This is a genomic window from Burkholderia sp. MS389, assembly GCF_016899425.1.
GTDB classification, from domain to species: Bacteria; Pseudomonadota; Gammaproteobacteria; order Burkholderiales; family Burkholderiaceae; genus Burkholderia; species Burkholderia sola.
The window spans coordinates 905,738-925,248 of the sequence record NZ_CP045995.1; the positions used below are offsets into that span (position 1 = coordinate 905,738).

The window sequence follows — 19,511 nt, forward strand, 5'->3', positions numbered from 1 at the left end:
GTTCATTCCGCCAGCGAGGCCATTTCGGCGCGGAAACGCTCAGGTGTCCAAATCGTGCCGTCCGGCGCGCGAAAGCCGATGCGGTTCAGGCCCGCGACGACGTCGTCCAGCTCGGTCGCGCCGCTCTCGAACACGCGTTCGAGCGCATCGCCGAGGTCGTTCTCGTACTGCGTCGGTTCGGCCTTGCGGTTCTGCCAGACCTGGTTCTCGACCTGCCCCGGAATCTCGATCTGCCCCTTGCCCGCGACGTTGTTCGGCTGCGGCGCCACCCACGGCTTCAGGAAGGGATTGAAATTGACGGTCGCTTCTTTCATGTCATTCCACCTTGATCTGGATTTCTTCACCGGCCAGACGCACCGCGTACTGCTTCAGCGCACGCCCGCCCGGGCCCTTCAGGCATGCGCCCGTCTTGATGTCGAACACGGCTTCGTGCAGCGGGCATTCCACCGTGCCCTCGTCGACGAACCCCTGCGTCAGCAGCGCGTACGCATGCGGGCACACGTTCTCGAGCGCATACACGTCGTCGCCGACGCGGTAGATCCCGATTTCCACGCCGTCGGTCCGCTTGAACTCGATCGGCGTGTCTTCCGACAGCGCGCCGGCGTGGCCGGCGCAAACCCATTGTTCAGACATCTCGCACCCTTCCTTCTGATCGACTCTCGGTTTGTTCCCATTTGTTCCATATTAGGAACGTCAGTTTATGGATGGTGATTATAGGAGCGACTTTCCACGAGTAAAATAAAAAGCTGCATGTCCTAGGGAAAACACCGACACCTCGCTCGACCGCTCCCTTCGCCTACTCTGTCGAATGTAATTTTTTGTTATGTGACGGGGATTTATCGGCTTTTTCGAGACGTCACGCAGGATTGCCGGGAGTCGGCCCGGCGCTCATCCGTCCCGAAAAATTTATTTTTGATCGGGCGCACACCCCCTCTATACTCCATTCCATTAAAGGCACGTTGTTCCTTATATGGAACATAAGAATGTCCTTTCGGCGATGAACATGCGCGACGGCCGGCCGTCCCCGCGCAGGCCGTCACAACACGTATTCATCAGGTTGGAGAGTCAGGAGATCAAATGGTCAAGCATGCGGTAGCAGCAGCAGTCATCGGGATGGGCGCCGCGTCGGGCGCGTGGGCGCAGAGCAGCGTGGTGCTGTACGGCAGCATGGATGCGGGCGTCGCCTACGTGAACAACGTCGGCGGCCACGCGAAGTGGGCGATGATCCAGGGCAATACGCAGCCCGACCGGTGGGGCCTGAAGGGCAAGGAAGATCTCGGCGACGGGCTGTCGGCGATCTTCCAGCTGGAAAACGGCTTCTATACGAACAACGGCCAGTTCGCGACGGCGAACACAATCTGGAACCGCGCGGCGTTCGTCGGCCTCAGTGCCGAGCGCTACGGCACGCTGACGCTCGGCCGCCAGACGCCGCTGACGTTCGACTATCTCGATCCGCTCAGCACCGCGTACCTCGCGCTGAGCTGGTTTGCGTTCCATCCGGGCAACATCGACACGCTCGCCGCAACCGGTAACGTGCCGTACAACAATTCGGTCAAGTACCGTTCGCCGACCTTCGCGGGTTTCTCGGCCGCGGCGACGCTCGCGCTCGGCAACACGACGAACTTCTCGACCGGCAAATCGGTCGGCGTCGCGCTGAACTATGCGAACGGGCCGTTCAAGGCGTCGGCCGTCTACTCAAACGAGCACGACCGCTCGATCCTGATCAGCCAGACGGGCATCACGTCGTTCCAGGGGCAGAACACCGCGAACGGCTACCTCGCGAACAAGGTCGAGAACATCGGCGCGGGCGCGTCGTACCAGATCGGCGACTTCCTCGTGCATGGCCTCTACACGCGCGTGAAGATGCAGTCGAACGGGTTTTCCGACACGTTCCAAAGCTACGACGCGGGCGTGAACTACCGCAGCAGCGCGTTCAACACGATCGCGGGCGGCGCGGCGACCACGACGCTGGCCGGCCGCCGCTGGACGCAGGTCGAACTCGGCGACATCTACGCGTTGTCGAAGCGTACGCAGTTGTATGCGAACGTGCTTTACGAACACAGTTCGGGCGGCGCAAAGGCTGCGTTCTTCACGGCCGGCGTGTCGAGCACCGCGAACCAGGTGATCGTGCTGACCGGCATTCATCACTCGTTCTGAGTGAACTCGGGCACCGCGCCTGCGGTGCCCGAAAACGACAAGAGCAGCCCGCGGGCCGCTCTCTTCGTTGCGATGCCGCGCGCCGCGGCCGGATCGATGCGCGAACGTCAGAACATCGCGACCTTGTGGCGCGCATGCGCGAACGTCGGGTCGCTTTCGAGCGGACGATAGTTCAGCCGTTGCGACAGGTCGACCGCCGCGCCGCACACCGCTTCGACGAGCCGTTCCTTCTCGCCGGCCTCGCCGATCTCCGAGCGCGGCACCGTCGCGGTGATCGCCGCGACGATCGAGCCCGAATGATCGCGCACGGGCGCCGTCACCGCGGAAATACCGCTCTCGAACGCCGCCTCGCTGACCGCATAGCCGAGCCGCGCGTAATGACGCACGCGCTCGTACAGCTCGTCGACGGTGCCGGGCGTGCGCTCGGTGAACTGTTCGAGTTTCTTCTCCGGATAGAGCTGTCGCAGCGCATCGCGCGTCAGGTCGCCCATCAGCACGTGGCCGTGCACGGTCGCATGCGCGGGCAGGCGCGTGCCGACGTGCACCTTCACCGAGCCGAACATCGACGCATTGCTTTGCGCCTTCGCGACGAACACCACGTCGCGCTGGTCGCGGATCAGCAGGTGCGTCGACAGGCCGGTCGAATCGCGCAGCCGTTCGAGCACGGGCGTGCCGAGATCGGTCAGTTCGAGCGAATTCAGGTATTCGAAGCCGAGTCGCAGCACGCCGACGCCGAGCCGGAAATAGCGGTCGCCGTTCACGCGTTCGAGAAAACCGAGCGCCTCGAGCGTCTGCAGCAGGCGGAACGTGGTCGTGCGCGGAATGCCGATGCGCTTCGACAGCTCGGGGGCGCCGAGCACGGGCTCGCGCGCGGAGAATTCAGCGAGGATCCGCAGCCCGCGTTCGAGCCCCGGCACCAGATAGGACGAAGCGCCGCCGCCCGACGACTCGTCGTCGCCAGGCACCGCCGGCTCAGGGGCATCGCTCATCGTTGTCTTGACCATGTGGACATGGACGGAAGGAAATCAGTCACGAAACAGGTCATGGATCGCCGTGGAGATTCAGTCATGCTACCTCAGTGCGCGCGTGGGCTCGCACCGCTGCGCGGCGCCGCGATGCAGCACGCGCATCCACGCACCATGACGCGTCATTCAAGGTCGAGAGGATAGCAGCGTTGGACGGCGCGACGCCATGCGGAAATCGCCGGACGACGGAAAGGCGGCCGCGCGGCACGCGGCACGCGGTCGGGCAACGATGGCCGAAGCGTGAGCTTCGACGCCGGACAGCCTACAGGCGCGACAGATAAACGCGAATGGTCGTGCGGTCGTACGTAAAGCCGCCGGCCGGATCCGGCTGCAGCACGCGTGCCAGATCGACCGGATGCAGCCATCCGGCGCCCAGCAGGCCGCCGTTGATCCCGCGAATCCGGGTGCCGCCGACGGCGATCGCGGCGTGAAAGACATTGGTGCCGCGCGCGAAGCCGACCGCGGTGCCCGCCGGAATGCTCGCGCGCCCGTCCCACTGATTGCCGGTCTCGAAGTTGAAGCGCGTCTTCCACAGCTGGCCGATCGTGTCGAGCAGCGTGCCGGGCGCGATCATCGCGTCGGCGCGCAGCAGATAGCGGACATAAGCAGCGGCATCGTAGCAGACGCCGCCGGACACGTACTCGTCGATGTTCGCCATCCCGAACATCAGCGCCTGCGCGTGTTTTTGCCGTTCGGCGACGCCGGATTGGGCGACATGCCCGCCTAACTGGGTCAGTTGCACGGATAGCTCCTTTCAGGAAGGCGGGACGTCATCGTCCCGCGGATGCAATAACGTCATATCTTATTACGATATGGCTCGGCGTTTTCCAGGCTTGTTCGCGCCAAACGCGGTGCGTGCTTGCCGGCGGGTCGCGAGCCCGCGTCCAGGCTTTCGCCACGCGCGTCGCATCGTCGGCGCAAGGACAGGTGGCGCGGCGAACGCCAGCGGGCAGGCGCCTCTCGCCACCAGCGAAAAGCGAAAAATGCAAGGCAGTGAGGAAAGCGCCGCCCCGTAACGGACGGCGCAGAGGAAGACGATCCTCGGGCGGGATCGCCGCGACGGCGTCAGGCCGTCACGGCGGCGTCATATTCGGCGCGGGCAAGCTGGCCGGCGGCGTATGCCTCGGCTTCGCCGCGAAAGCCTTCGCGGCTGAACGCCACGACTTTTACGCCGACGCCGGTCGCCCGCTTCACCGTCAGCGCCCATTGCCATCCGCCGTCTTGCTCGAAGACGTGCAGCGAGGGTGCGAAGGAAGGGTCGAGTACGGTCACGCGTTTTGCTCCTGCCCCGTTGCGCGCTGCGTCGGCCACGCACGGAGACATGTCGAAAGGGTCGCGCCGATAGGCCGGCGCATTTCTGTCATTCGACAGTTTATTCAAGGATTGTTGCGACGCACCATCAGAGGTTTCACTCACCTATCGGAACCGGGCGGTCGATCAAATCTATCTGAAACCCATACGGGACGGGCCTCTGCGCCCGGTCACGCCGGCCGGCATCGCGTTCGTGCGGCAACGTGCCGCACGCGCGGCCGATTGCTTGCATCCAGCTTTCGTGGATCAAGAAAACGGGGCGCGATCTATCCGCCCGCCATCGACACGCGCCGGAAGGTCAGGTTCACGCGTTCGCCCTGCACGCCCGGCGCCTTCGGCACGCGGTGCTGCCATTCGGCCTGCGTGCGTCCGCGCATCACGAGCAGGCTGCCATGCACGAGACGGTATGCATGCGTGACGCCCGTCGCGCGATGACGAAGATCGAACACGCGCATCGCGCCGAGACTCACCGACGCGATCACCGGCGCGTCGCCGAGTTCGGGTTCGTTGTCCGCGTGCCAGCCGAGGCTGTCCAGCCCGTTGCGATAGCGATTGAGCAGCACGCTGTTGAAACGCACGCCGCAGGTCGCCTCGATCGCCTGCTTCAGCCCGAGCACGGCCGGCGTCCACGGCTCCGGGACGTTGCGGATCCCCGAGTACACGTAGACGGCATCCGGTTCGCCCTGCCACGCGGTGAGCCGCGGCAACGGAACGCGTCCGCGCGGCGTGCGGATCGTGTCCTGCCGCCACGCGACCTCGTCGAGCAGCGCGGCCAGCGCGCGATCGGCGTCGGGCGGCGCAAGCCAGTCCGGGTACCAGTCCACGTCGGGCACGGGCGTATCGGCGAAGAGATCGGGGATCGACATGTCGGCAGGAACGGGCAAGGAACGGAGCGAAAGATGCATGTCTGCATACTAGCCAACGGCGCCGCGCGCCGCCATGCGCTGTCATTCGCGCCGAAAGGCCGACAGGAAGCCGCCGCGCGCCGCGAGGCGCATTCGTATCGCGCGACGGCCGCCTCCCGGCTATCGGCTAGCCGCGCGTCAGCCGAATCAGCGTGATCTCGGATGGCACGCCGAAACGGTTCGGCGGCCCCCAGTAGCCGGTGCCGCGGCTCGTATACAGCCACATGTCGCCGAAGCGGTTCAGCCCGCCGATCACCGGCTGCTGCAACCGCACGAACGGCGGCCACGGCAGGAACTGGCCGCCATGCGTGTGCCCCGACAACTGTACCGTAAAGCCCGCGCGATTCGCCGCTTCCGCGCTGCGCGGCTGGTGTGCGAGCAGGATCTTCGTGCCGACGTCGCGCGGCGCACCGGCCAGCGCCTGCTCAGGATCGCTGCGATGCGCGGGATCGAAGCCGCCCGCGGTGAAATCGGTCACGCCCGCGAGCACCGCCCGCGCGCCGCCGTGCTCGATCAGCACGTGCTCGTTGAGCAGCACCGTCAGCCCGATACGACGAAACTCGTCGATCCATGCATGCGCACCCGCGTAGTACTCGTGGTTGCCCGTCACGAGGAAGGTGCCGTGCCGCGAGCGCATCTGGCCGAGCGGCGCCGTGTGTTCGCGCAGGCGCTTGACCGAACCGTCCACCACGTCGCCCGTCACGACCACCAGGTCGGCGTCGAGCGCATTGACCGCGCGCACGATCCGTTCGATGTACGGCCGCTTGATCGTCGGCCCGACGTGGATGTCGGACAGTTGCACGATCGTCAGCCCGTCGAGCGCGGCCGGCAGCCCGGCGACCGGAATCGACACGCGCTTGACCGCCGCCGTGCGACGCGCGCCGACGAATCCGATCGCCGTCGCGAGCACCGCGGCCGCCAGCACGCCGAGCGCCGTGTCGGGCGCCGCGCGGCTCCATGCACCGTCATGCCCGAGATGCCGCCACGCGAACACGCCGAGCAGCACGATTTCGCGCAGGAACGTCAGCACCAGCAACGACGAGAAGAAGCCCATCGCGAGCGCGCCGGCCCATCCGACCAGTGTCGCGGCCCACCCTTCGTCGAAGCGGCGCGAGAACATGCCGACCGGAATCAACACGACGAAACTCGCCAGCACGAGCGCCGCGACCGTGCGTGCGAGCGGCGACGCGAACGCATCGGGAATGATCCGCATCCCGACGTACAGATGGAACAGCACGCCGATTGCAATGAACCGGACAAAGAAACTTCGCATGGAACGTTCACCTTCGTTGCAGTACCGCTTCCCCGACGCGCGTCGCGCGGGCCGTGATGCCCGGTGCGGCGCGTCGCGCCCTACGCACGATGGTACACAGATCCCGGCCGCGACGACGGGTCGCGGCCGGCGGCGCAGCGCCGTGCGGCTGCGCACGCCACTCGGCCACCTTCCCGCCGCAACGCCATGCGCTTCGTTCTCGTCGACGTCAAACTTTTCACGCAGATCGCGAAAGCGAACAGCCTGCCGGGCGTGCTGCACCACGCTCTCGTCGACCTGCTCGTCGAGGCTGCGCGCGGGTCAGCCGGACCGACCAGATTTGCATGGGTCCAGGCGGCAATCGACGGTTTGCGCGCCGATTGCCGCTGCGTCGACATGGCAAATTCCGCTGCGCGATTTCATCTGACAATCCTTTACAGTCCGTTAGCAACCCTACGCGAGCGGGTGCTGGCAGAATCGCGACGGTCCGATCATCGATGCCGACACACACTGCCGGACCGTCCGGCATGACCGACCACGCGGCCACGGCCAGCCTACGTGCCGGATCGCTGGCGGTCCGCATCGCGCTGATTTATGATCGCCTCCGTATTCAGGAATCGTCGTCGCGGCCCGGCCGGTCGCGACGATCCGCATTGCGCCGCGCCCGGCATCCACCCCCAACGTCGAGCTCGTCACACCATGAGAAGAACAACGCCGCGCGCGCCCCTGCGCGTCGCCGCCGTGCTGGCGCCCGTCCTGCCGCTCGCGGGCTGCGCATCGCGCGGCGCACCGTCCTACGTGCTGTTCGGCGCGTATTTCCCGCTGTGGCTCGTCAGCGCGATCGTCGGCATCGTCGGCGCGATCGTCGCGCACCGCGTGTTCGTCGCGACCGGCTGGGCCGCGACGGTGCCCTACCAGCTCGCCGTCTGCACCGCGATCGGGCTCGTGGTCGCCGTGATCGTCTGGCTCACCGGCACGGGGCCGTTCGCATGAAGGCCGCCGGCATCGCCCGCCCCTCCGTCAAAGGCCGCGTGATCGCGCTCGCGATCGTCGCGCTCGGCATCGCGGCGCTCGCGTACGCGTACCACCGCACGACCGCCTATCCGTCCACCGACGACGCGTCGATCGACGCCGACGTCGTGCACGTCGCGTCGCCGGTCGGCGGCCGCATCGTGCAGCTCGCGGTGCATGAAAACCAGCGCGTCGCGAAAGGCGAGCTGCTGTACGTGATCGATCCCGTGCCGTACCGGCTGACCGTCGCGCAGGCGCAGGCCGACCTCGAACTCGCGCGCGCGTCGCTCGACACGCGCCGCCGTTCGCTGATCGGCGAGCGCTCGAACGCATCCGTCGCTGCCGAGCAGGTCAAGCGCGCGACGCAGAACTACGATCTCGCGACGCGCGACGTGAACCGGCTCGCGCCGCTCGCCGCGCAGGGCTACGTCAGCGCGCAGCAGTTCGACCAGGCGAAGGTGCGCCAGCGCGACGCGTCCGTGTCGCTCGCGCAGGCGCAGGAGCAGCAGCGCGCGTCCGCGCAGACGATCGGCGACGATGCCGACGCGATCGCGACGCTGCATGCACGCGAAGCCGCGCTGGCCCGCGCGCAGCATGCGCTCGACGATACGGTCGTGCGCGCGCCGCACAACGGGCTCGTGACGGGCCTGAGCGTGCGCCCCGGCGAAACCCTCGCACCGAACCAGTCGATCTTCACGCTGATCGACGCGAGCGAATGGTTCGCGGTGGGCAATTTCCGCGAGACGTCGCTCAATCGCATCGCAGTCGGCGACTGCGCGACCGTCTATTCGATGATCGACCGCAACCGCCCGATGACGGGCAAGGTCGTCGGCATCGGCGCCGGCATCGCGGACAGCGCGCGCATCAACCTGCCGCGCTCGCTGCCGATCGTGCAGAACTCGGTGAACTGGGTGCACGTCGCGCAGCGCTTCCCCGTGCGCGTGAAGCTCGACGAACCCGACGGCAAGCTCGTGCGTGTCGGCGCGAGCGCGATCGTCGAGGTCCGGCATGGCTCAGCCTGCCGCTGACGTCCGCACGCCGGGCCCGCGCGAAGTCCTGCGGCTGCTCGCGCCGTTTCCGGGGCGCGCGGCCATGTCCGTGCGCGTCGCGCTGATCTGCGCGCTCGTCGCGCTCGTGACGAGCGGATACGGCACGCCGGAAGCCGCGATTTCCGCGTACGTCGTGTTCTTCCTGAACCGCGCCGATCGCGTGACGAGCGTCGTGCTCGCGGTCGCGATGTTGCTGCTCGTCACGGTCGTGATCGCGCTCGTGATCGGCGCCGCGATCTTCAGCATCGAGTATTCGGTACTGCGCGTCGCATGCATGGCCGTGCTGTCGGTCGGCCTGCTGTACCTGACGTCCGCGAGCAAGCTGCGCCCGGTCGGTGCGATCCTCGCGATGATCGTCGGCTTCGGGCTCGACGAACTCGGCCTGGCGCCGGTCGGCGAAGCCGCGACGCGCGCGCTGCTCTATGCATGGCTGATGGTCGCGATCCCGGTCGGCGTCGCGATCGTCGTCAACCTGCTGATCGCGCCGTCGCCGCGCAAGCTCGCGCACGCTCAGCTCGCGAAGCGGCTGCGGCTCGCCGCGCGGCGGCTGCGCGGCGGCGACGACGCGCGCGCCGCGTTCGACGCCAGCCTGCGCGAAGGCGACAAGCCATTGCTCACGTGGCTCAAGCTGTCGAAGCTCGAAGGTTCGTCGTCGGGCGCCGATGTCGTCGCATTGCGGCAGGCCGTCGCGTCGAGCACCGCGCTGCTCGTCGCGGTCGCGCTTGCGGATCGCGAAGCGGACGCGCGGCTGCCCGACGCGTTCGCCACGCCGATCGCGACGACGCTCGACGAGATGGCCGCGATCCTCGAACGGGGCGGCTATCCGGTCGACGTGACGCTCGCGCTGCCGGCCGCCGATGCGCTGCCGCCGCTCGCGCGCGTCGTCGCGACCGACCTGCACACGGCGATCACGCAGTTCGCGCAACCGCCCGCGATCGACGCGGCGGCCGCACCGGCCGATACCGCCGACACGCGCGCCGCCGACAAACCGGCGGAACCCGCCACACCGCCCGCCCCGCGCGGCGGCTTCTTCCTGCCGGATGCGCGCACCAATCCCGACCACATCCGCTATGCGCTGAAAACGACGGTAGCCGCCATGTTCTGCTACCTGCTGTACTCGCAGCTCGACTGGTCGGGCATCCATACCTGCTTCATCACCTGCTACATGGTGTCGCTCGGCTCGACGGCCGAAACGGTCGAGAAACTGACGCTGCGCATCGCCGGCTGCATCGTCGGCGCGCTGATCGGCACCGCCGCGCTCGTGTTCGTCGTCCCGTCTCTGTCGTCGATCGGCGAGCTGATGGCGCTCGTCTTCGCCGGCGCGTGGCTGTCCGCATGGGTCGCGTTCGGATCGCCGCGCATCGCGTACGCGGGCTTCCAGATCGCGTTCGCGTTCTTCCTGTGCGCGATCCAGGGCGCGGGCCCCGGCTTCGACTTGACGCTCGCGCGCGATCGCACGATCGGCATCCTGCTCGGCAACGTGGTCGTGTATCTCGTGTTCACGCGCATCTGGCCGGTCAGCATCGGCAAGCAGATCGACGCGGCGCTCGCAACGCTGCTCGACCAGTGGCGGCGCGTCGCGCAGATCGCGCAGCCGGCCGAACGGCGCGCGCTGGCCGCCGAAGCGTTCGCGCGCCACGGCGCGATCTCGCAGGAGCTCGGCCTGATCCATTACGAACCGTCGTGGGTGCGGCCGGCCGCGACGTGGCTGGCCACACGGCGGCGCGCACTCGCGGAACTCGGGGCGATCGAAGGTCCGCTGTTCCTGCTCGCCGAGCGCAAGCCCGGCGACGCGGCGATCGGCGCGCAACTCTCGCGCGTGACTGCGCCGGGCGACGACGAAACCGCGCCCCGCACGAATGCCCCGACACCACCGTCGGACATCGCCCCCGCCGACCCCACGCGCGACGCGCTACTGAACCTGATCGACGCGCGGCTCGCGCAGATCGCCGACGCCGCCCGTCAAGCCACACCGAAGGAGCCTGCCCCTCATGCGCCCACCTGAACCGCCGGCCGCGTCGATCGCCGCTGCCGCGCTCGCGACCGCCGTCGCGCTGGCCGGCTGCGCGACGTCGTCGATCGATCTGGCGCCGGAGGCGTCCGACCGCCCGTGGCAGCCGCAAACGTCGGCCGCGGGCGACATCGTGGCGGCGCCGCCACGCGCGTCCGCACAAGGCGCGCACGACTACACATTGCCTGCCTCGCCGGCGCTCGCGTCGGTGTCGGCGCCGGCCGCGCTGGATGCCGCGCATGCGTACACGCTGCCCGAGCTGATCGATCTCGCGGAATCTTCGAACCCACTGACGCGTATCGCGTGGAACGACGCGCGCAACGCGGCGCTCGCAGTCGGCCTCGCCAAGTCCGCCTATCTGCCGCGCCTGTCGGCGACGGCGATGGGCGCGTACCAGGCGAACCACGGCTCGACGTCGACGATCCTCGGCGATTCGTCGAGCAACACCACCGCGCACGGCACGATTTCGGCGCTGTCGCTGCAATGGCTGCTGTTCGATTTCGGCGGCCGCGCGGCGCGCGTCGAAGCGGCCGAACAGGCGTCGATTGCATCGAACGTCGCATTCACGGCCGTGCATCAGCAGGTGATCCACGACGTGACCGTCTCGTACTACCGCTACGAAGCCGCCCGCTCGCGCGCGCTCAGCGCGCAACAGGGCCTCGCGAACGCGGATGCGATCCTCGCGGCGTCCCGCGCGCGGCTCAAGCACGGCGTCGGCACGGTCGTCGAGCTCGCGCAGGCGACGCAGAACCGTGCGCAGGCGAACCTCGCGCTCGTGCAGGCGAACGGCGCCGAGAGCGACGGCTATCTCGCACTCGTCTCCGCGCTCGGCATCTCGCCGCTGTCGAAGCCGACGATCGCCGCGTTGCCGAAGCGGACGCTGCCGCCGGCGCTTGGCTCGTCGGTCGACGCGATCGTGTCGGACGCGATCGCGCGCCGCCCCGATCTGCAGGGCGCGTTCGCGGTCGAAAAGGCCAATCGCGCGAAGATCAAGGCGGCGGAAGCCGCGTTCATGCCGAAGATCTTCCTGTCCGCGTCCACGTCGTATGCGAGCGGCGGCACGTCCATCTCCGCGCTGCCCGCGATCGGCGACCAGGCGCCGACCGTCAACCTGAACGGCAGCCGCTACGGCGGCGGCGTGTTCCTCGGCGTGACGATTCCGCTGTACGACGGCGGTTTGCGCTCCGCCGTCTTGATGCAGGCGCGCAACGACGCGGAAAGCGCCTCCGCGCGCCTCACGCGGACCAAGGAGGAAGCTGTGCGCCAAGTCGTCGCCGCACAGAACGCGGTGCAGACGAGCCTGGCGTCGCACGACGCCGCGAAGGCGCTCGTCGATGCCGCGCAAACCAGCTACGACGCGGCACTGACCGCGTACCGGAATGGCGTCGGCTCGGTCACCGATGCGACGATCGCGCAAAGCCAGCTGCTCGCCGCGCGGAACGCGGAAGTCGACAGCTATGCCGGCGCATTGTCGGCCGCCGCCGCGCTCGCGCTCGCGACGGGCACGATCGGCTCGGCGCAGTAGCGCCGCCGCAGGCGGTTGACGCGAGCGCGCGCCGCCCACTAGAATGCCGCCCATTCTTCCTTCAGGAACCATCGTGGACAGTTGCAGCACTCCGTTGCGTGCGCCGCTTGCCGCCTGAACGCCTGTCCGCCGCAGTTCTCCTGCCGCGGCTCGCGTTCCGCGAGCCGCACGCTCCCCCGTTTCACACTGAATGACGCATTCGCGCGGTACAGTACCGCGCAATGACGGCTATCGCCGCGTCGCGTTCGGCCTTGCGCCGCGGCGACGCGCGCCGGCATGCGCTTCTTGCACGGCAGGACAACCATGACTTTTGATTTCGCACTCCGTCTTTTCACCGCGTTCGCCTGCGGCGTCGCCATCGGCCTCGAGCGGCAGATGCGCCAGCGCACGGCCGGCCTGCGCACCATCACGCTCGTCGCGAGCGGCGCGTGCCTGTTCGTCACGCTCGGCGTGCTGACCGGCAACGGCGTCGCGGGCGTCACGCAGATCGCCGCGTACGTCGTGTCGGGCGTCGGCTTTCTCGGCGGCGGCGTGATCATGCGCGACAAGGGCTCGATCCAGGGCATCAACACGGCCGCGACGCTGTGGTGCTCGGCCGCCGTCGGCGTGCTGGCCGGCTCCGGCCACTACGTGCCCGCGCTCGCCGGCACGGCCGTCGTGCTGCTCACCAATACGGTGCTGCGCGGCGTCAGCCAGGCCATCAACGCGACGCCCGTGTCGAACGCCGACCTCGTGCGCGAATACCAGATCACCGTGATCTGCCTCGCCGCCGACGAAGTGCACATCCGCACGCTGCTGTCGAACGCGATGTATGCGAAGCCGCTGTCGTTCCAGAGCCTCACGAGCGAAGACGTGCCCGAGCAGCCCGACCGGCTGAAGGTGACCGCGACGCTGAAGCTGCATCCGAAGGATCAGCAGAAGCTCGAGCAGATCGCGAGCCGGATGAGCATGGAGAAAAGCATTTCCAGCGTGAGCTGGACCGCAAAGGAAGCGGAGCCGATGATGGAGTGAGCCGCGGCGCGGCGGACGCGGCATCCGGCGCCGCCGTCGCACGACGTCACGTCAAGGTGCTTCGATGAGCCCGGCCGAAATCGCCTTGACGACCGCCTGAACCTTGTTGGTCGCGCCAAGTTTCTCGAGGATGTTGTTCACGTGGAAGTTGACCGTCCGCTCCGAGATGCTGAGGATCTGGCCGATTTCGCATGCGGTCTTGCCCTCGGCCGTCCAGCACAGCACCTCGCGCTCGCGCGCGGTCAGCGTGACGCCCGCCGCGGGCGACAGCTTCGGCACCATGAAGCGGCTCATCAGCGAATGCGACAGGTTCGCGAGCCAGTTCGTCTGCAGCGTCAGCATGTTGATCTCGGCCGGCGTCAGCCGGTCGGCATGACGGGCGATGCTCAACAGGCCGAACGCGCCGCGCGCCGCCCAGCTCGATTGCGCGATGCCCACCGACAACCCGAAATCGCGCGCGTCCTGCCACAGCGGACACGGGTCGAGGTTGTCGACGTCCGGCCAGACGATCATGTTGGTGCTGAGCGCGCCGTCGCGAACCGTCGAGTCGATCTCGATATAGTTCTGCGCCTGATAGTGCGCCATCCAGCCATCCGGATAGGTATTGAAGATGGCGACCGCCGGCTTCGAAACGGGCAGCGGTACGCGAATGCCGTAACAGCAATATTCGAATCCCAGCCGCCTGGAATAGGCGGCGATCCGCTGGAAGAGCTGCTGCTCGTCTTCCGCGGCGCTGAATTGTTGGTAGGCATCCTGCCAGCGCAGTTCCATTCTTTCTCCGACAACGTCACGCTGTCATACTTGTCAGGTTCCAGCACCCTTTCGAGGCTGATACATTCCGCGCATGACTTCACCCTTGCTGCACCCTGTCCCCGGCCCGTCCCCGGACGGCTACGTACGCCTGTCAGAAGGCGCACTGGCCGCACTTGTGCTCGACCATGTCGCAAGCGGCCTCGACCCTTCTTTGCTCGCCGAACTGCGCGACAACGCGATCGACGCCCGCCTTGCCGGCTATACCGAATGGCATCGCGCGGCCGGTGCCGGCGTCGCCTACGTGACGGTCGGCTGGGACTGGTACCTCGAACGCGCGACGGGCGCGTTCGTGATCGCGGGCGGCGACGTCCGCAGCAACGTGATGGCCATCGACGCCAAGGGTGCCGACATCGGCATGTTCCGCACGGCCGCCGCGCTCGCCGCGCGGCTCGCCACCCTCGACTGGCCTGCCGCGGTCGCGTCCGCCCTGCTCGGGCCCAACGACGCCTATCATGCCGGTCCGACGCTCCAGTGACAACTGGCCGCGCATTCCTCTGACTATTTTGCAAGACTGGCGCTCTTTATAAATAAAACCGCCCCGGTTTTCAATCCCGTCGATCAAGAAACCGTTACCACCGCGCAAATGGCGTCTTTTACGCCGCCACCCTGTAAGAGTTACCAGTTACAGGCTCCTCGTGCCGCGCGCTGTAATGCGTGCATACAAAAGCACAGATCCGAGGACATCCATGCAGACCTTCGTTCACGAGGAAGGGCGGTTGCCGCACGCACTCGCGGCGGACCTAGGGCGCTATCGGCGCCGCGTGTTCGTCGAGCAGCTCGGTTGGGCGCTCCCGTCGGCGAACGAAAGTTTCGAGCGTGACCAGTTCGATCGCGACGATACCGTCTACGTGTTCGCGCGAAACGCCGCCGGCGACATGTGCGGATGTGCGCGCCTGCTGCCGACGACGCGCCCGTATCTGCTGAAGTCGCTGTTCGCCGACCTGGTCGCCGAAGACATGCCGCTGCCGCAATCGGCCGCCGTCTGGGAACTGTCCCGGTTCGCGGCGACCGACGACGAAGGCGGGCCCGGCAACGCCGAATGGGCCGTGCGCCCGATGCTCGCGGCCGTCGTCGAATGCGCGGCGCAGCTCGGCGCGCGCCAGTTGATCGGCGTGACGTTCGCGAGCATGGAGCGGCTGTTCCGCCGGATCGGCATACACGCGCACCGCGCAGGCCCGCCGAAGCAGGTCGACGGACGTCTGGTGGTCGCGTGCTGGATCGATATCGACTCGCAAACGTTTGCCGCGCTAGGAATCGAGCCGGGGCAGGCCGCCCGGCAAGCTATCGCCGCCTGAGCCGGAACGCACGTTTCCGTCCGGGTGGCATCGTAACGAAGGAGAACCAACGTGGACCAGTCCCAGGTCTTTCGCGCGATGATGCCCGGGTTGACGAGCGCCAGCGGCGCCCGCATCGCGGTCGCCTATCCGTCGTTCCCCAGGCCGTTGCCGCTCGTGCGGCTCGACCGCCGCGGGCTCGTGTTTCGTGCGACCGGCGCCGCGCCGCTCGTGTGCGGGCTGCCGCGGCCGGCCACCCTGCTGGTCGCGGACGAGCCGCTGTGCTCGCTGCGCCTCGTGATCCGCGACATCGCCGCGGTCGGCGACGGCCGGCACGACCTGACGATGCAGCCGTCCGGCGCCGCCGGCGACGAATTGCTGTGGCACGCATTGCGCGATCGCGAGCCGTACCGGCAGATTCGGCACCCGCTCGCGCCGGTCGACGCGCCCGTCGCGTCGGATCGCGAACCGCCTGAGGCGGCCGGCGAAATCGCGGCGCGCCCGTCGCGCAGCGCGGCTTTCCGCCTGCCCAGCCACAGCGACGCGCTGTTCTTCGCGGACTGGCTCGAATATCACTTCGACGAACTGCGCGCGCTGTCCCACCAGCACGGGCCGCAACTGCAGCTCAATCAGCTTGAACGACAGGTTGACGATGACGAGGTCGGTGTGCGTTTCGTCTACGACATCGACGGGCATGCGACGCGGCACGCATTGACCGACTGCGCGCGCGAGGCGTGCGCATGGATCGAAACGGAGATGCGCAGCAAATACGCGCTGCCCGTCGCGCAGGAGCGGTTCGGCGCGTTTGCGACGCACGCACGGGCCGGAAGCGTATGAATAAGGCTGTGCCGCGCGCCGCCGCCAGGCGGTCTGCGCGGCGGCAAGTTGTGCGGATACAACGAGGGCTTGCAAACGTCCGGGTTTTCCCTTAAATTTACCTCTGTCTCCTCCATGTCTCCAAACATGGATTCAGCCCGCTCAAGCAGCGGGCTTTTTTATTGCCTGAACGGTTTGTGGGGCCGCATCGCCTCCCCCGCCTGACTAGCCCGCCGGACGCACGCCGGTCGGTCGCAGCCGGTAGTGATGCTCCGCAAATATCAGCGCGACCGCCGCGACGAGCGCCAACAGCAGGTACAGCCACCCCTTCCGGGTCGTCGGCAGGTCCGTCAGGGCACCGACATCGCCCGTCAGCGCCGCCAACGCGACCATCGCCAAGCCGGCCAGTACCAACGTCCCCTTTGCCGCCCATCCGAAACCGGCCTCCAGTCCGGCCGCCCATCGCGACTGACGATAAGGTCCGGCAACAGGTCGACGAAGATCGGACTTATCCATTCGTCACCTCCCGCCCGGCATGCGCGTATCCGCGCGTCGTGCAGCAGGCGCTGTCGAACGCATGCCTTCGAAGGTCTTGCTGACGAGTGGCCGCAGCAACGCGGAGTGCCCATACTGGATCGACAAGCGTCATGTTTTTTCTTTCGCGAGATGAGGCTCGACACCATTCGATCCGTTTGGCCGCGCCGAATCGATATCGTTCGATACGGCGAGTATCGCGGGAAACAAGACTCGCTCGCCTCGCGCGATCGCGATCGGCCGGCTTATCATTGAGCGGCCCGCCACTTCCCGCCGAGGCCCTCTTGCACGCCCATCTGCGCATTGCCCGCCCGGTCAGCAACCTCGCCCACACCGAGCGCATGTATCGCGACGCCCTCGATCTATCGGTACTGGCGCGCTTCGAGGATCACGACGGCTTTTCCGGCGTGATCCTCGGACGCGAAGGCCTCGACTATCACTTCGAGTTCACGCACTGCCCCGACCATCCGATCGCGCCGTCGCCGACGCCCGAGGACCTGATCGTGTTCTATCTGCCCGATCGTCCGAAATGGGAAGCCGCCTGCGAGCGCGCGACCGCACACGGCTTCATGCCGGTGACGTCGTTCAATCCGTACTGGGAAATATCAGGCCAGACTTTCGAGGATGCCGACGGCTACCGGATCGTGTTGCAGAACGGCACGTGGCGTTGACGGGCAGATGCGCGTGAGCGGTTACGCGCCGGCGTGACTGCGGGGAGCGGTCGCGCGTCCGCCGATCGCCAGCGACGCAGCGTCGGGCGTTCGATTTCGAACTTCGATGGCGTGATCGTCATGGGCGGTGCGGAACGGGCGGACGCCGCGCGCAACGCAGCTGATGACATAAGCGCGGCACTAGAACGAATGAGGGGGAAATCGCGATCGTCGCTTGTACCTGCAACGATCGGAAAACAGATGACGAACAACGGGCGCCGTCGCGCCCGCTCCGGTTACTCGTTTTCTTCGAAGTAATGCCCGAACTTCGTCTGCTTCGTGCGGATATAACGTTCGTTTTCCTCGCGCACGGGCACCGCGAGCGCCACGCGCTCGCAGACGGGAATACCGTGCTTCACGAGCGTATCGAACTTCTTCGGATTGTTGCTCATCAGCCGCACCGACGTCACGCCTAGGATCCGCAGGATCGCAGCGGCCGAGTCGTATTCGCGGGCGTCATCGGGCAGCCCGAGATCGAGGTTCGCCTCGACGGTGTCGCGCCCCTGCTCCTGCAGCGCGTACGCGCGGATCTTGTTGCTCAGGCCGATGCCGCGGCCTTCATGGCCGCGCAGATACAGCAGCACGCCGCGGTCTTCGGCCGCGATGTAACGCAACGCGAGATCGAGTTGCTCGCCGCAATCGCAGCGGTACGAGCCGAACACGTCACCGGTCAGGCATTCGGAATGCAGCCGGGTCAGCACGGACTGCTCGCCCGTCACGTCGCCCATCACGAGCGCGAGATGTTCGGCATCGCTGCCCGATACGCGAAACGCGTATGACGTGAACGTACCGTAGCGCGTGGGCAGCGACGCGGTGGCGACGAGCGTCACGCACTCGTCGGCCTGGCCATTGCCCGGCGTGGGCGATTGGGGACGCGAAGACATCATGAATTCAATCGAAACTTCAGGAATGTAGGAGTTATGTGGATGGTGCGTGACGGGAGTTTACCGCTAATCTGGAAACGTCACGCGACTGCCGCCGCCCGCCCGGCTATACTGGGCTCACCGGGTGACGCGCATCACGCCCCGACTGCCCTGCATCGACTGCACACGGAGAAAGCGAATGAGCACGACTGTCGCGCAGATTCTCAAGGCCAAGCCGGATTCGGGCCGCACCATCTACACCGTCACGAAGACCGATCTCGTCTACGACGCCATCAAGCTGATGGCGGAAAAGGGCATCGGCGCACTGCTGGTCGTCGACGGCGACGACATTGCGGGCATCGTCACCGAGCGCGATTACGCGCGCAAGATCGTCCTGCAGGACCGTTCGTCGAAAGCCACCCGCGTCGAGGAAATCATGACGGCGAAGGTGCGCTACGTCGAACCGTCGCAATCCACCGACGAGTGCATGGCGCTGATGACCGAGCACCGGATGCGCCACCTGCCCGTGCTCGACGGCGGCAAGCTGGTCGGCCTGATCTCGATCGGCGACCTCGTGAAGAGCGTGATTGCCGATCAGCAGTTCACGATCAGCCAGCTCGAACACTACATCCACGGCACGCCCAACGTCACGTCCGCCTGATCCGCCCAGCAAAAAAGGCCCAAACGCGTCAGCGTCTGGGCGGAAAGCCGCCGGCATGCGGCGACGGAGGTTCTGCTCCTGCGGGCGAACGACGCGCGCGACCGGCGCGCGTCTCGTCAATTCAGCGGTGCGCTCGGGCAGACCCGGGGACGTTCAATCAATTACCGAAGTAGACCGAATTCACGGGATTCGGCGCTTCCCGCGTCACGCGGCGGCCGCCTTGCGCGGCGCCCGTTGCCACGGCGCCGTAGCCGCTCGTATCGGCTTGCGCGAGCATCGGCTGGTTCGGCTGAATGCGCTGCTCGGCGACCTGGATGTCGCTCGGATATTGCGAATCGCTCGCCACCGGCTTGTAGCCGTTCTGCTCGAGTTGCACGAGTTCGGCCTTGACCTCCGCGCGGGTCAACCCCTGCTCGGATTGCGCGAACGATGCGATCGGAGCGGCAAGGACGGATGCGGCGATGGCTGCGTAGATGATCGACTTCATGATTTACCTCCGGAATATTCTGTTTTGACGTCGCCTCGGCAGGACTGTCTGAAGCGATTGAATCCAGTGTAGTGCTCGCCACCCCAAGGGGAAACC

At 67.0% G+C, this 19,511-nt stretch carries 23 protein-coding genes; 12 read left to right on the forward strand and 11 right to left on the reverse strand.

Going from position 1 to position 19,511, the window contains the following annotated elements; all coding sequences use genetic code 11:
• Window positions 1-2 precede the first annotated feature (2 nt).
• Both GJG85_RS20445 and GJG85_RS20450 read right to left on the reverse strand, forming a co-directional pair.
• A complete protein-coding gene (locus GJG85_RS20445) occupies window positions 3-314 on the reverse strand; it encodes a recombinase-like helix-turn-helix domain-containing protein (RefSeq protein WP_050011926.1) in 312 nt (103 codons plus the stop codon).
• Between the two features lies 1 nt (window position 315).
• Window positions 316-633, reverse strand: a complete 318-nt coding sequence (locus GJG85_RS20450; protein WP_050011927.1) for a non-heme iron oxygenase ferredoxin subunit — start codon at window positions 631-633, stop codon at window positions 316-318.
• 444 nt (window positions 634-1,077) lie between these two features.
• Here GJG85_RS20450 and GJG85_RS20455 point away from each other — a divergent pair, with 444 nt between their 5' ends.
• Window positions 1,078-2,157, forward strand: a complete 1,080-nt coding sequence (locus GJG85_RS20455) for a porin (protein WP_204384332.1) — start codon at window positions 1,078-1,080, stop codon at window positions 2,155-2,157.
• A gap of 107 nt (window positions 2,158-2,264) precedes the next feature.
• Here the strand turns inward: GJG85_RS20455 and GJG85_RS20460 are convergent, their stop codons facing one another.
• The 5 genes from GJG85_RS20460 to GJG85_RS20480 form a co-directional block, all read right to left on the reverse strand.
• Window positions 2,265-3,161, reverse strand: coding sequence for an IclR family transcriptional regulator (locus GJG85_RS20460; protein WP_023475914.1), 897 nt, complete (start codon window positions 3,159-3,161; stop codon window positions 2,265-2,267).
• Window positions 3,162-3,444: 283 nt separating this feature from the next.
• Window positions 3,445-3,924 carry a type 6 secretion system effector deamidase TecA gene (gene tecA, locus GJG85_RS20465; protein WP_050011929.1) on the reverse strand — a complete coding sequence of 160 codons (480 nt, stop codon included), beginning with the start codon at window positions 3,922-3,924 and terminating at the stop codon, window positions 3,445-3,447.
• A 323-nt stretch (window positions 3,925-4,247) separates the two neighbouring features.
• The gene (locus GJG85_RS20470; protein WP_034204546.1) at window positions 4,248-4,454 is read right to left on the reverse strand and encodes a hypothetical protein; all 207 of its coding nucleotides are present in this window, start codon (window positions 4,452-4,454) and stop codon (window positions 4,248-4,250) included.
• A 305-nt stretch (window positions 4,455-4,759) separates the two neighbouring features.
• Entirely contained in the window at window positions 4,760-5,359 is a 600-nt protein-coding gene (locus GJG85_RS20475; protein WP_179233172.1) for an alpha-ketoglutarate-dependent dioxygenase AlkB, read from the reverse strand.
• Window positions 5,360-5,525: 166 nt separating this feature from the next.
• A complete protein-coding gene (locus GJG85_RS20480) occupies window positions 5,526-6,671 on the reverse strand; it encodes a metallophosphoesterase (RefSeq protein WP_050011931.1) in 1,146 nt (381 codons plus the stop codon).
• 186 nt (window positions 6,672-6,857) lie between these two features.
• Between GJG85_RS20480 and GJG85_RS20485 the strand changes: the two genes are divergently transcribed.
• The 6 genes from GJG85_RS20485 (at window position 6,858) to GJG85_RS20510 (ending at window position 13,257) form a co-directional block, all read left to right on the forward strand.
• Window positions 6,858-7,181, forward strand: coding sequence for a hypothetical protein (locus GJG85_RS20485; protein ID WP_143328905.1), 324 nt, complete (start codon window positions 6,858-6,860; stop codon window positions 7,179-7,181).
• A 168-nt stretch (window positions 7,182-7,349) separates the two neighbouring features.
• Window positions 7,350-7,643, forward strand: a complete 294-nt coding sequence (locus GJG85_RS20490) for a hypothetical protein (protein WP_050011932.1) — start codon at window positions 7,350-7,352, stop codon at window positions 7,641-7,643.
• Window positions 7,640-8,689: a multidrug transporter subunit MdtN gene (gene mdtN, locus GJG85_RS20495; RefSeq protein WP_204384334.1), complete on the forward strand. Its 1,050-nt coding sequence runs from the start codon at window positions 7,640-7,642 to the stop codon at window positions 8,687-8,689. The genes GJG85_RS20490 and mdtN overlap by 4 nt, the downstream gene beginning before the upstream one ends.
• Window positions 8,670-10,715, forward strand: coding sequence for an FUSC family protein (locus tag GJG85_RS20500; protein WP_089489497.1), 2,046 nt, complete (start codon window positions 8,670-8,672; stop codon window positions 10,713-10,715). Before mdtN ends, GJG85_RS20500 begins: the two co-directional genes overlap by 20 nt.
• Window positions 10,702-12,246: a TolC family protein gene (locus GJG85_RS20505; protein ID WP_204384336.1), complete on the forward strand. Its 1,545-nt coding sequence runs from the start codon at window positions 10,702-10,704 to the stop codon at window positions 12,244-12,246. Before GJG85_RS20500 ends, GJG85_RS20505 begins: the two co-directional genes overlap by 14 nt.
• 303 nt (window positions 12,247-12,549) lie before the next feature.
• The gene (locus tag GJG85_RS20510) at window positions 12,550-13,257 is read left to right on the forward strand and encodes an MgtC/SapB family protein (protein WP_050011936.1); all 708 of its coding nucleotides are present in this window, start codon (window positions 12,550-12,552) and stop codon (window positions 13,255-13,257) included.
• A 51-nt stretch (window positions 13,258-13,308) separates the two neighbouring features.
• Here the strand turns inward: GJG85_RS20510 and GJG85_RS20515 are convergent, their stop codons facing one another.
• Window positions 13,309-14,028, reverse strand: coding sequence for an autoinducer binding domain-containing protein (locus GJG85_RS20515; protein ID WP_050011937.1), 720 nt, complete (start codon window positions 14,026-14,028; stop codon window positions 13,309-13,311).
• Between the two features lie 73 nt (window positions 14,029-14,101).
• On the opposite strand from GJG85_RS20515, the gene GJG85_RS20520 reads away from it, so the two are divergent.
• From GJG85_RS20520 to GJG85_RS20530, 3 genes are all read left to right on the forward strand, one after another.
• Entirely contained in the window at window positions 14,102-14,545 is a 444-nt protein-coding gene (locus GJG85_RS20520; protein WP_089489499.1) for a DUF4902 domain-containing protein, read from the forward strand.
• 211 nt (window positions 14,546-14,756) lie between these two features.
• A complete protein-coding gene (locus tag GJG85_RS20525) occupies window positions 14,757-15,365 on the forward strand; it encodes an acyl-homoserine-lactone synthase (protein WP_050011939.1) in 609 nt (202 codons plus the stop codon).
• A 51-nt stretch (window positions 15,366-15,416) separates the two neighbouring features.
• Window positions 15,417-16,181, forward strand: a complete 765-nt coding sequence (locus GJG85_RS20530) for a hypothetical protein (protein ID WP_179233173.1) — start codon at window positions 15,417-15,419, stop codon at window positions 16,179-16,181.
• 204 nt (window positions 16,182-16,385) lie between these two features.
• Here GJG85_RS20530 and GJG85_RS20535 read toward each other — a convergent pair whose 3' ends face one another.
• Window positions 16,386-16,676, reverse strand: a complete 291-nt coding sequence (locus tag GJG85_RS20535) for a hypothetical protein (RefSeq protein ID WP_204384337.1) — start codon at window positions 16,674-16,676, stop codon at window positions 16,386-16,388.
• 302 nt (window positions 16,677-16,978) lie between these two features.
• Here GJG85_RS20535 and GJG85_RS20540 point away from each other — a divergent pair, with 302 nt between their 5' ends.
• A complete protein-coding gene (locus GJG85_RS20540; protein WP_124592933.1) occupies window positions 16,979-17,365 on the forward strand; it encodes a VOC family protein in 387 nt (128 codons plus the stop codon).
• 275 nt (window positions 17,366-17,640) lie between these two features.
• Here the strand turns inward: GJG85_RS20540 and ribA are convergent, their stop codons facing one another.
• On the reverse strand, window positions 17,641-18,291 hold the full coding sequence (gene ribA, locus GJG85_RS20545; protein WP_006480964.1) for a GTP cyclohydrolase II: 651 nt from the start codon (window positions 18,289-18,291) through the stop codon (window positions 17,641-17,643).
• Window positions 18,292-18,466: 175 nt separating this feature from the next.
• On the opposite strand from ribA, the gene GJG85_RS20550 reads away from it, so the two are divergent.
• On the forward strand, window positions 18,467-18,928 hold the full coding sequence (locus tag GJG85_RS20550) for a CBS domain-containing protein (protein WP_050011984.1): 462 nt from the start codon (window positions 18,467-18,469) through the stop codon (window positions 18,926-18,928).
• A 157-nt stretch (window positions 18,929-19,085) separates the two neighbouring features.
• Here GJG85_RS20550 and GJG85_RS20555 read toward each other — a convergent pair whose 3' ends face one another.
• Complete coding sequence (locus tag GJG85_RS20555; protein WP_050011985.1) at window positions 19,086-19,415, reverse strand: DUF4148 domain-containing protein; 330 nt, start codon at window positions 19,413-19,415, stop codon at window positions 19,086-19,088.
• Window positions 19,416-19,511: the final 96 nt, after the last annotated feature.

Coding starts and splice junctions, on each gene's coding strand:
- GJG85_RS20510 (WP_050011936.1), top strand. CDS start 12,550: ATGACTTTTGATTTCGCACTCCGTCTTTTCACCGCGTTCGCCTGCGGC.
- GJG85_RS20515 (WP_050011937.1), bottom strand. CDS start 14,028: ATGGAACTGCGCTGGCAGGATGCCTACCAACAATTCAGCGCCGCGGAA.
- ribA (WP_006480964.1), bottom strand. CDS start 18,291: ATGATGTCTTCGCGTCCCCAATCGCCCACGCCGGGCAATGGCCAGGCC.
- GJG85_RS20460 (WP_023475914.1), bottom strand. CDS start 3,161: ATGGTCAAGACAACGATGAGCGATGCCCCTGAGCCGGCGGTGCCTGGC.
- GJG85_RS20535 (WP_204384337.1), bottom strand. CDS start 16,676: ATGGATAAGTCCGATCTTCGTCGACCTGTTGCCGGACCTTATCGTCAG.
- mdtN (WP_204384334.1), top strand. CDS start 7,640: ATGAAGGCCGCCGGCATCGCCCGCCCCTCCGTCAAAGGCCGCGTGATC.
- GJG85_RS20525 (WP_050011939.1), top strand. CDS start 14,757: ATGCAGACCTTCGTTCACGAGGAAGGGCGGTTGCCGCACGCACTCGCG.
- GJG85_RS20450 (WP_050011927.1), bottom strand. CDS start 633: ATGTCTGAACAATGGGTTTGCGCCGGCCACGCCGGCGCGCTGTCGGAA.
- GJG85_RS20455 (WP_204384332.1), top strand. CDS start 1,078: ATGGTCAAGCATGCGGTAGCAGCAGCAGTCATCGGGATGGGCGCCGCG.
- GJG85_RS20480 (WP_050011931.1), bottom strand. CDS start 6,671: ATGCGAAGTTTCTTTGTCCGGTTCATTGCAATCGGCGTGCTGTTCCAT.
- GJG85_RS20500 (WP_089489497.1), top strand. CDS start 8,670: ATGGCTCAGCCTGCCGCTGACGTCCGCACGCCGGGCCCGCGCGAAGTC.
- GJG85_RS20505 (WP_204384336.1), top strand. CDS start 10,702: ATGCGCCCACCTGAACCGCCGGCCGCGTCGATCGCCGCTGCCGCGCTC.
- GJG85_RS20490 (WP_050011932.1), top strand. CDS start 7,350: ATGAGAAGAACAACGCCGCGCGCGCCCCTGCGCGTCGCCGCCGTGCTG.
- GJG85_RS20485 (WP_143328905.1), top strand. CDS start 6,858: ATGCGCTTCGTTCTCGTCGACGTCAAACTTTTCACGCAGATCGCGAAA.
- GJG85_RS20520 (WP_089489499.1), top strand. CDS start 14,102: ATGACTTCACCCTTGCTGCACCCTGTCCCCGGCCCGTCCCCGGACGGC.
- GJG85_RS20555 (WP_050011985.1), bottom strand. CDS start 19,415: ATGAAGTCGATCATCTACGCAGCCATCGCCGCATCCGTCCTTGCCGCT.
- GJG85_RS20475 (WP_179233172.1), bottom strand. CDS start 5,359: ATGTCGATCCCCGATCTCTTCGCCGATACGCCCGTGCCCGACGTGGAC.
- GJG85_RS20550 (WP_050011984.1), top strand. CDS start 18,467: ATGAGCACGACTGTCGCGCAGATTCTCAAGGCCAAGCCGGATTCGGGC.
- GJG85_RS20445 (WP_050011926.1), bottom strand. CDS start 314: ATGAAAGAAGCGACCGTCAATTTCAATCCCTTCCTGAAGCCGTGGGTG.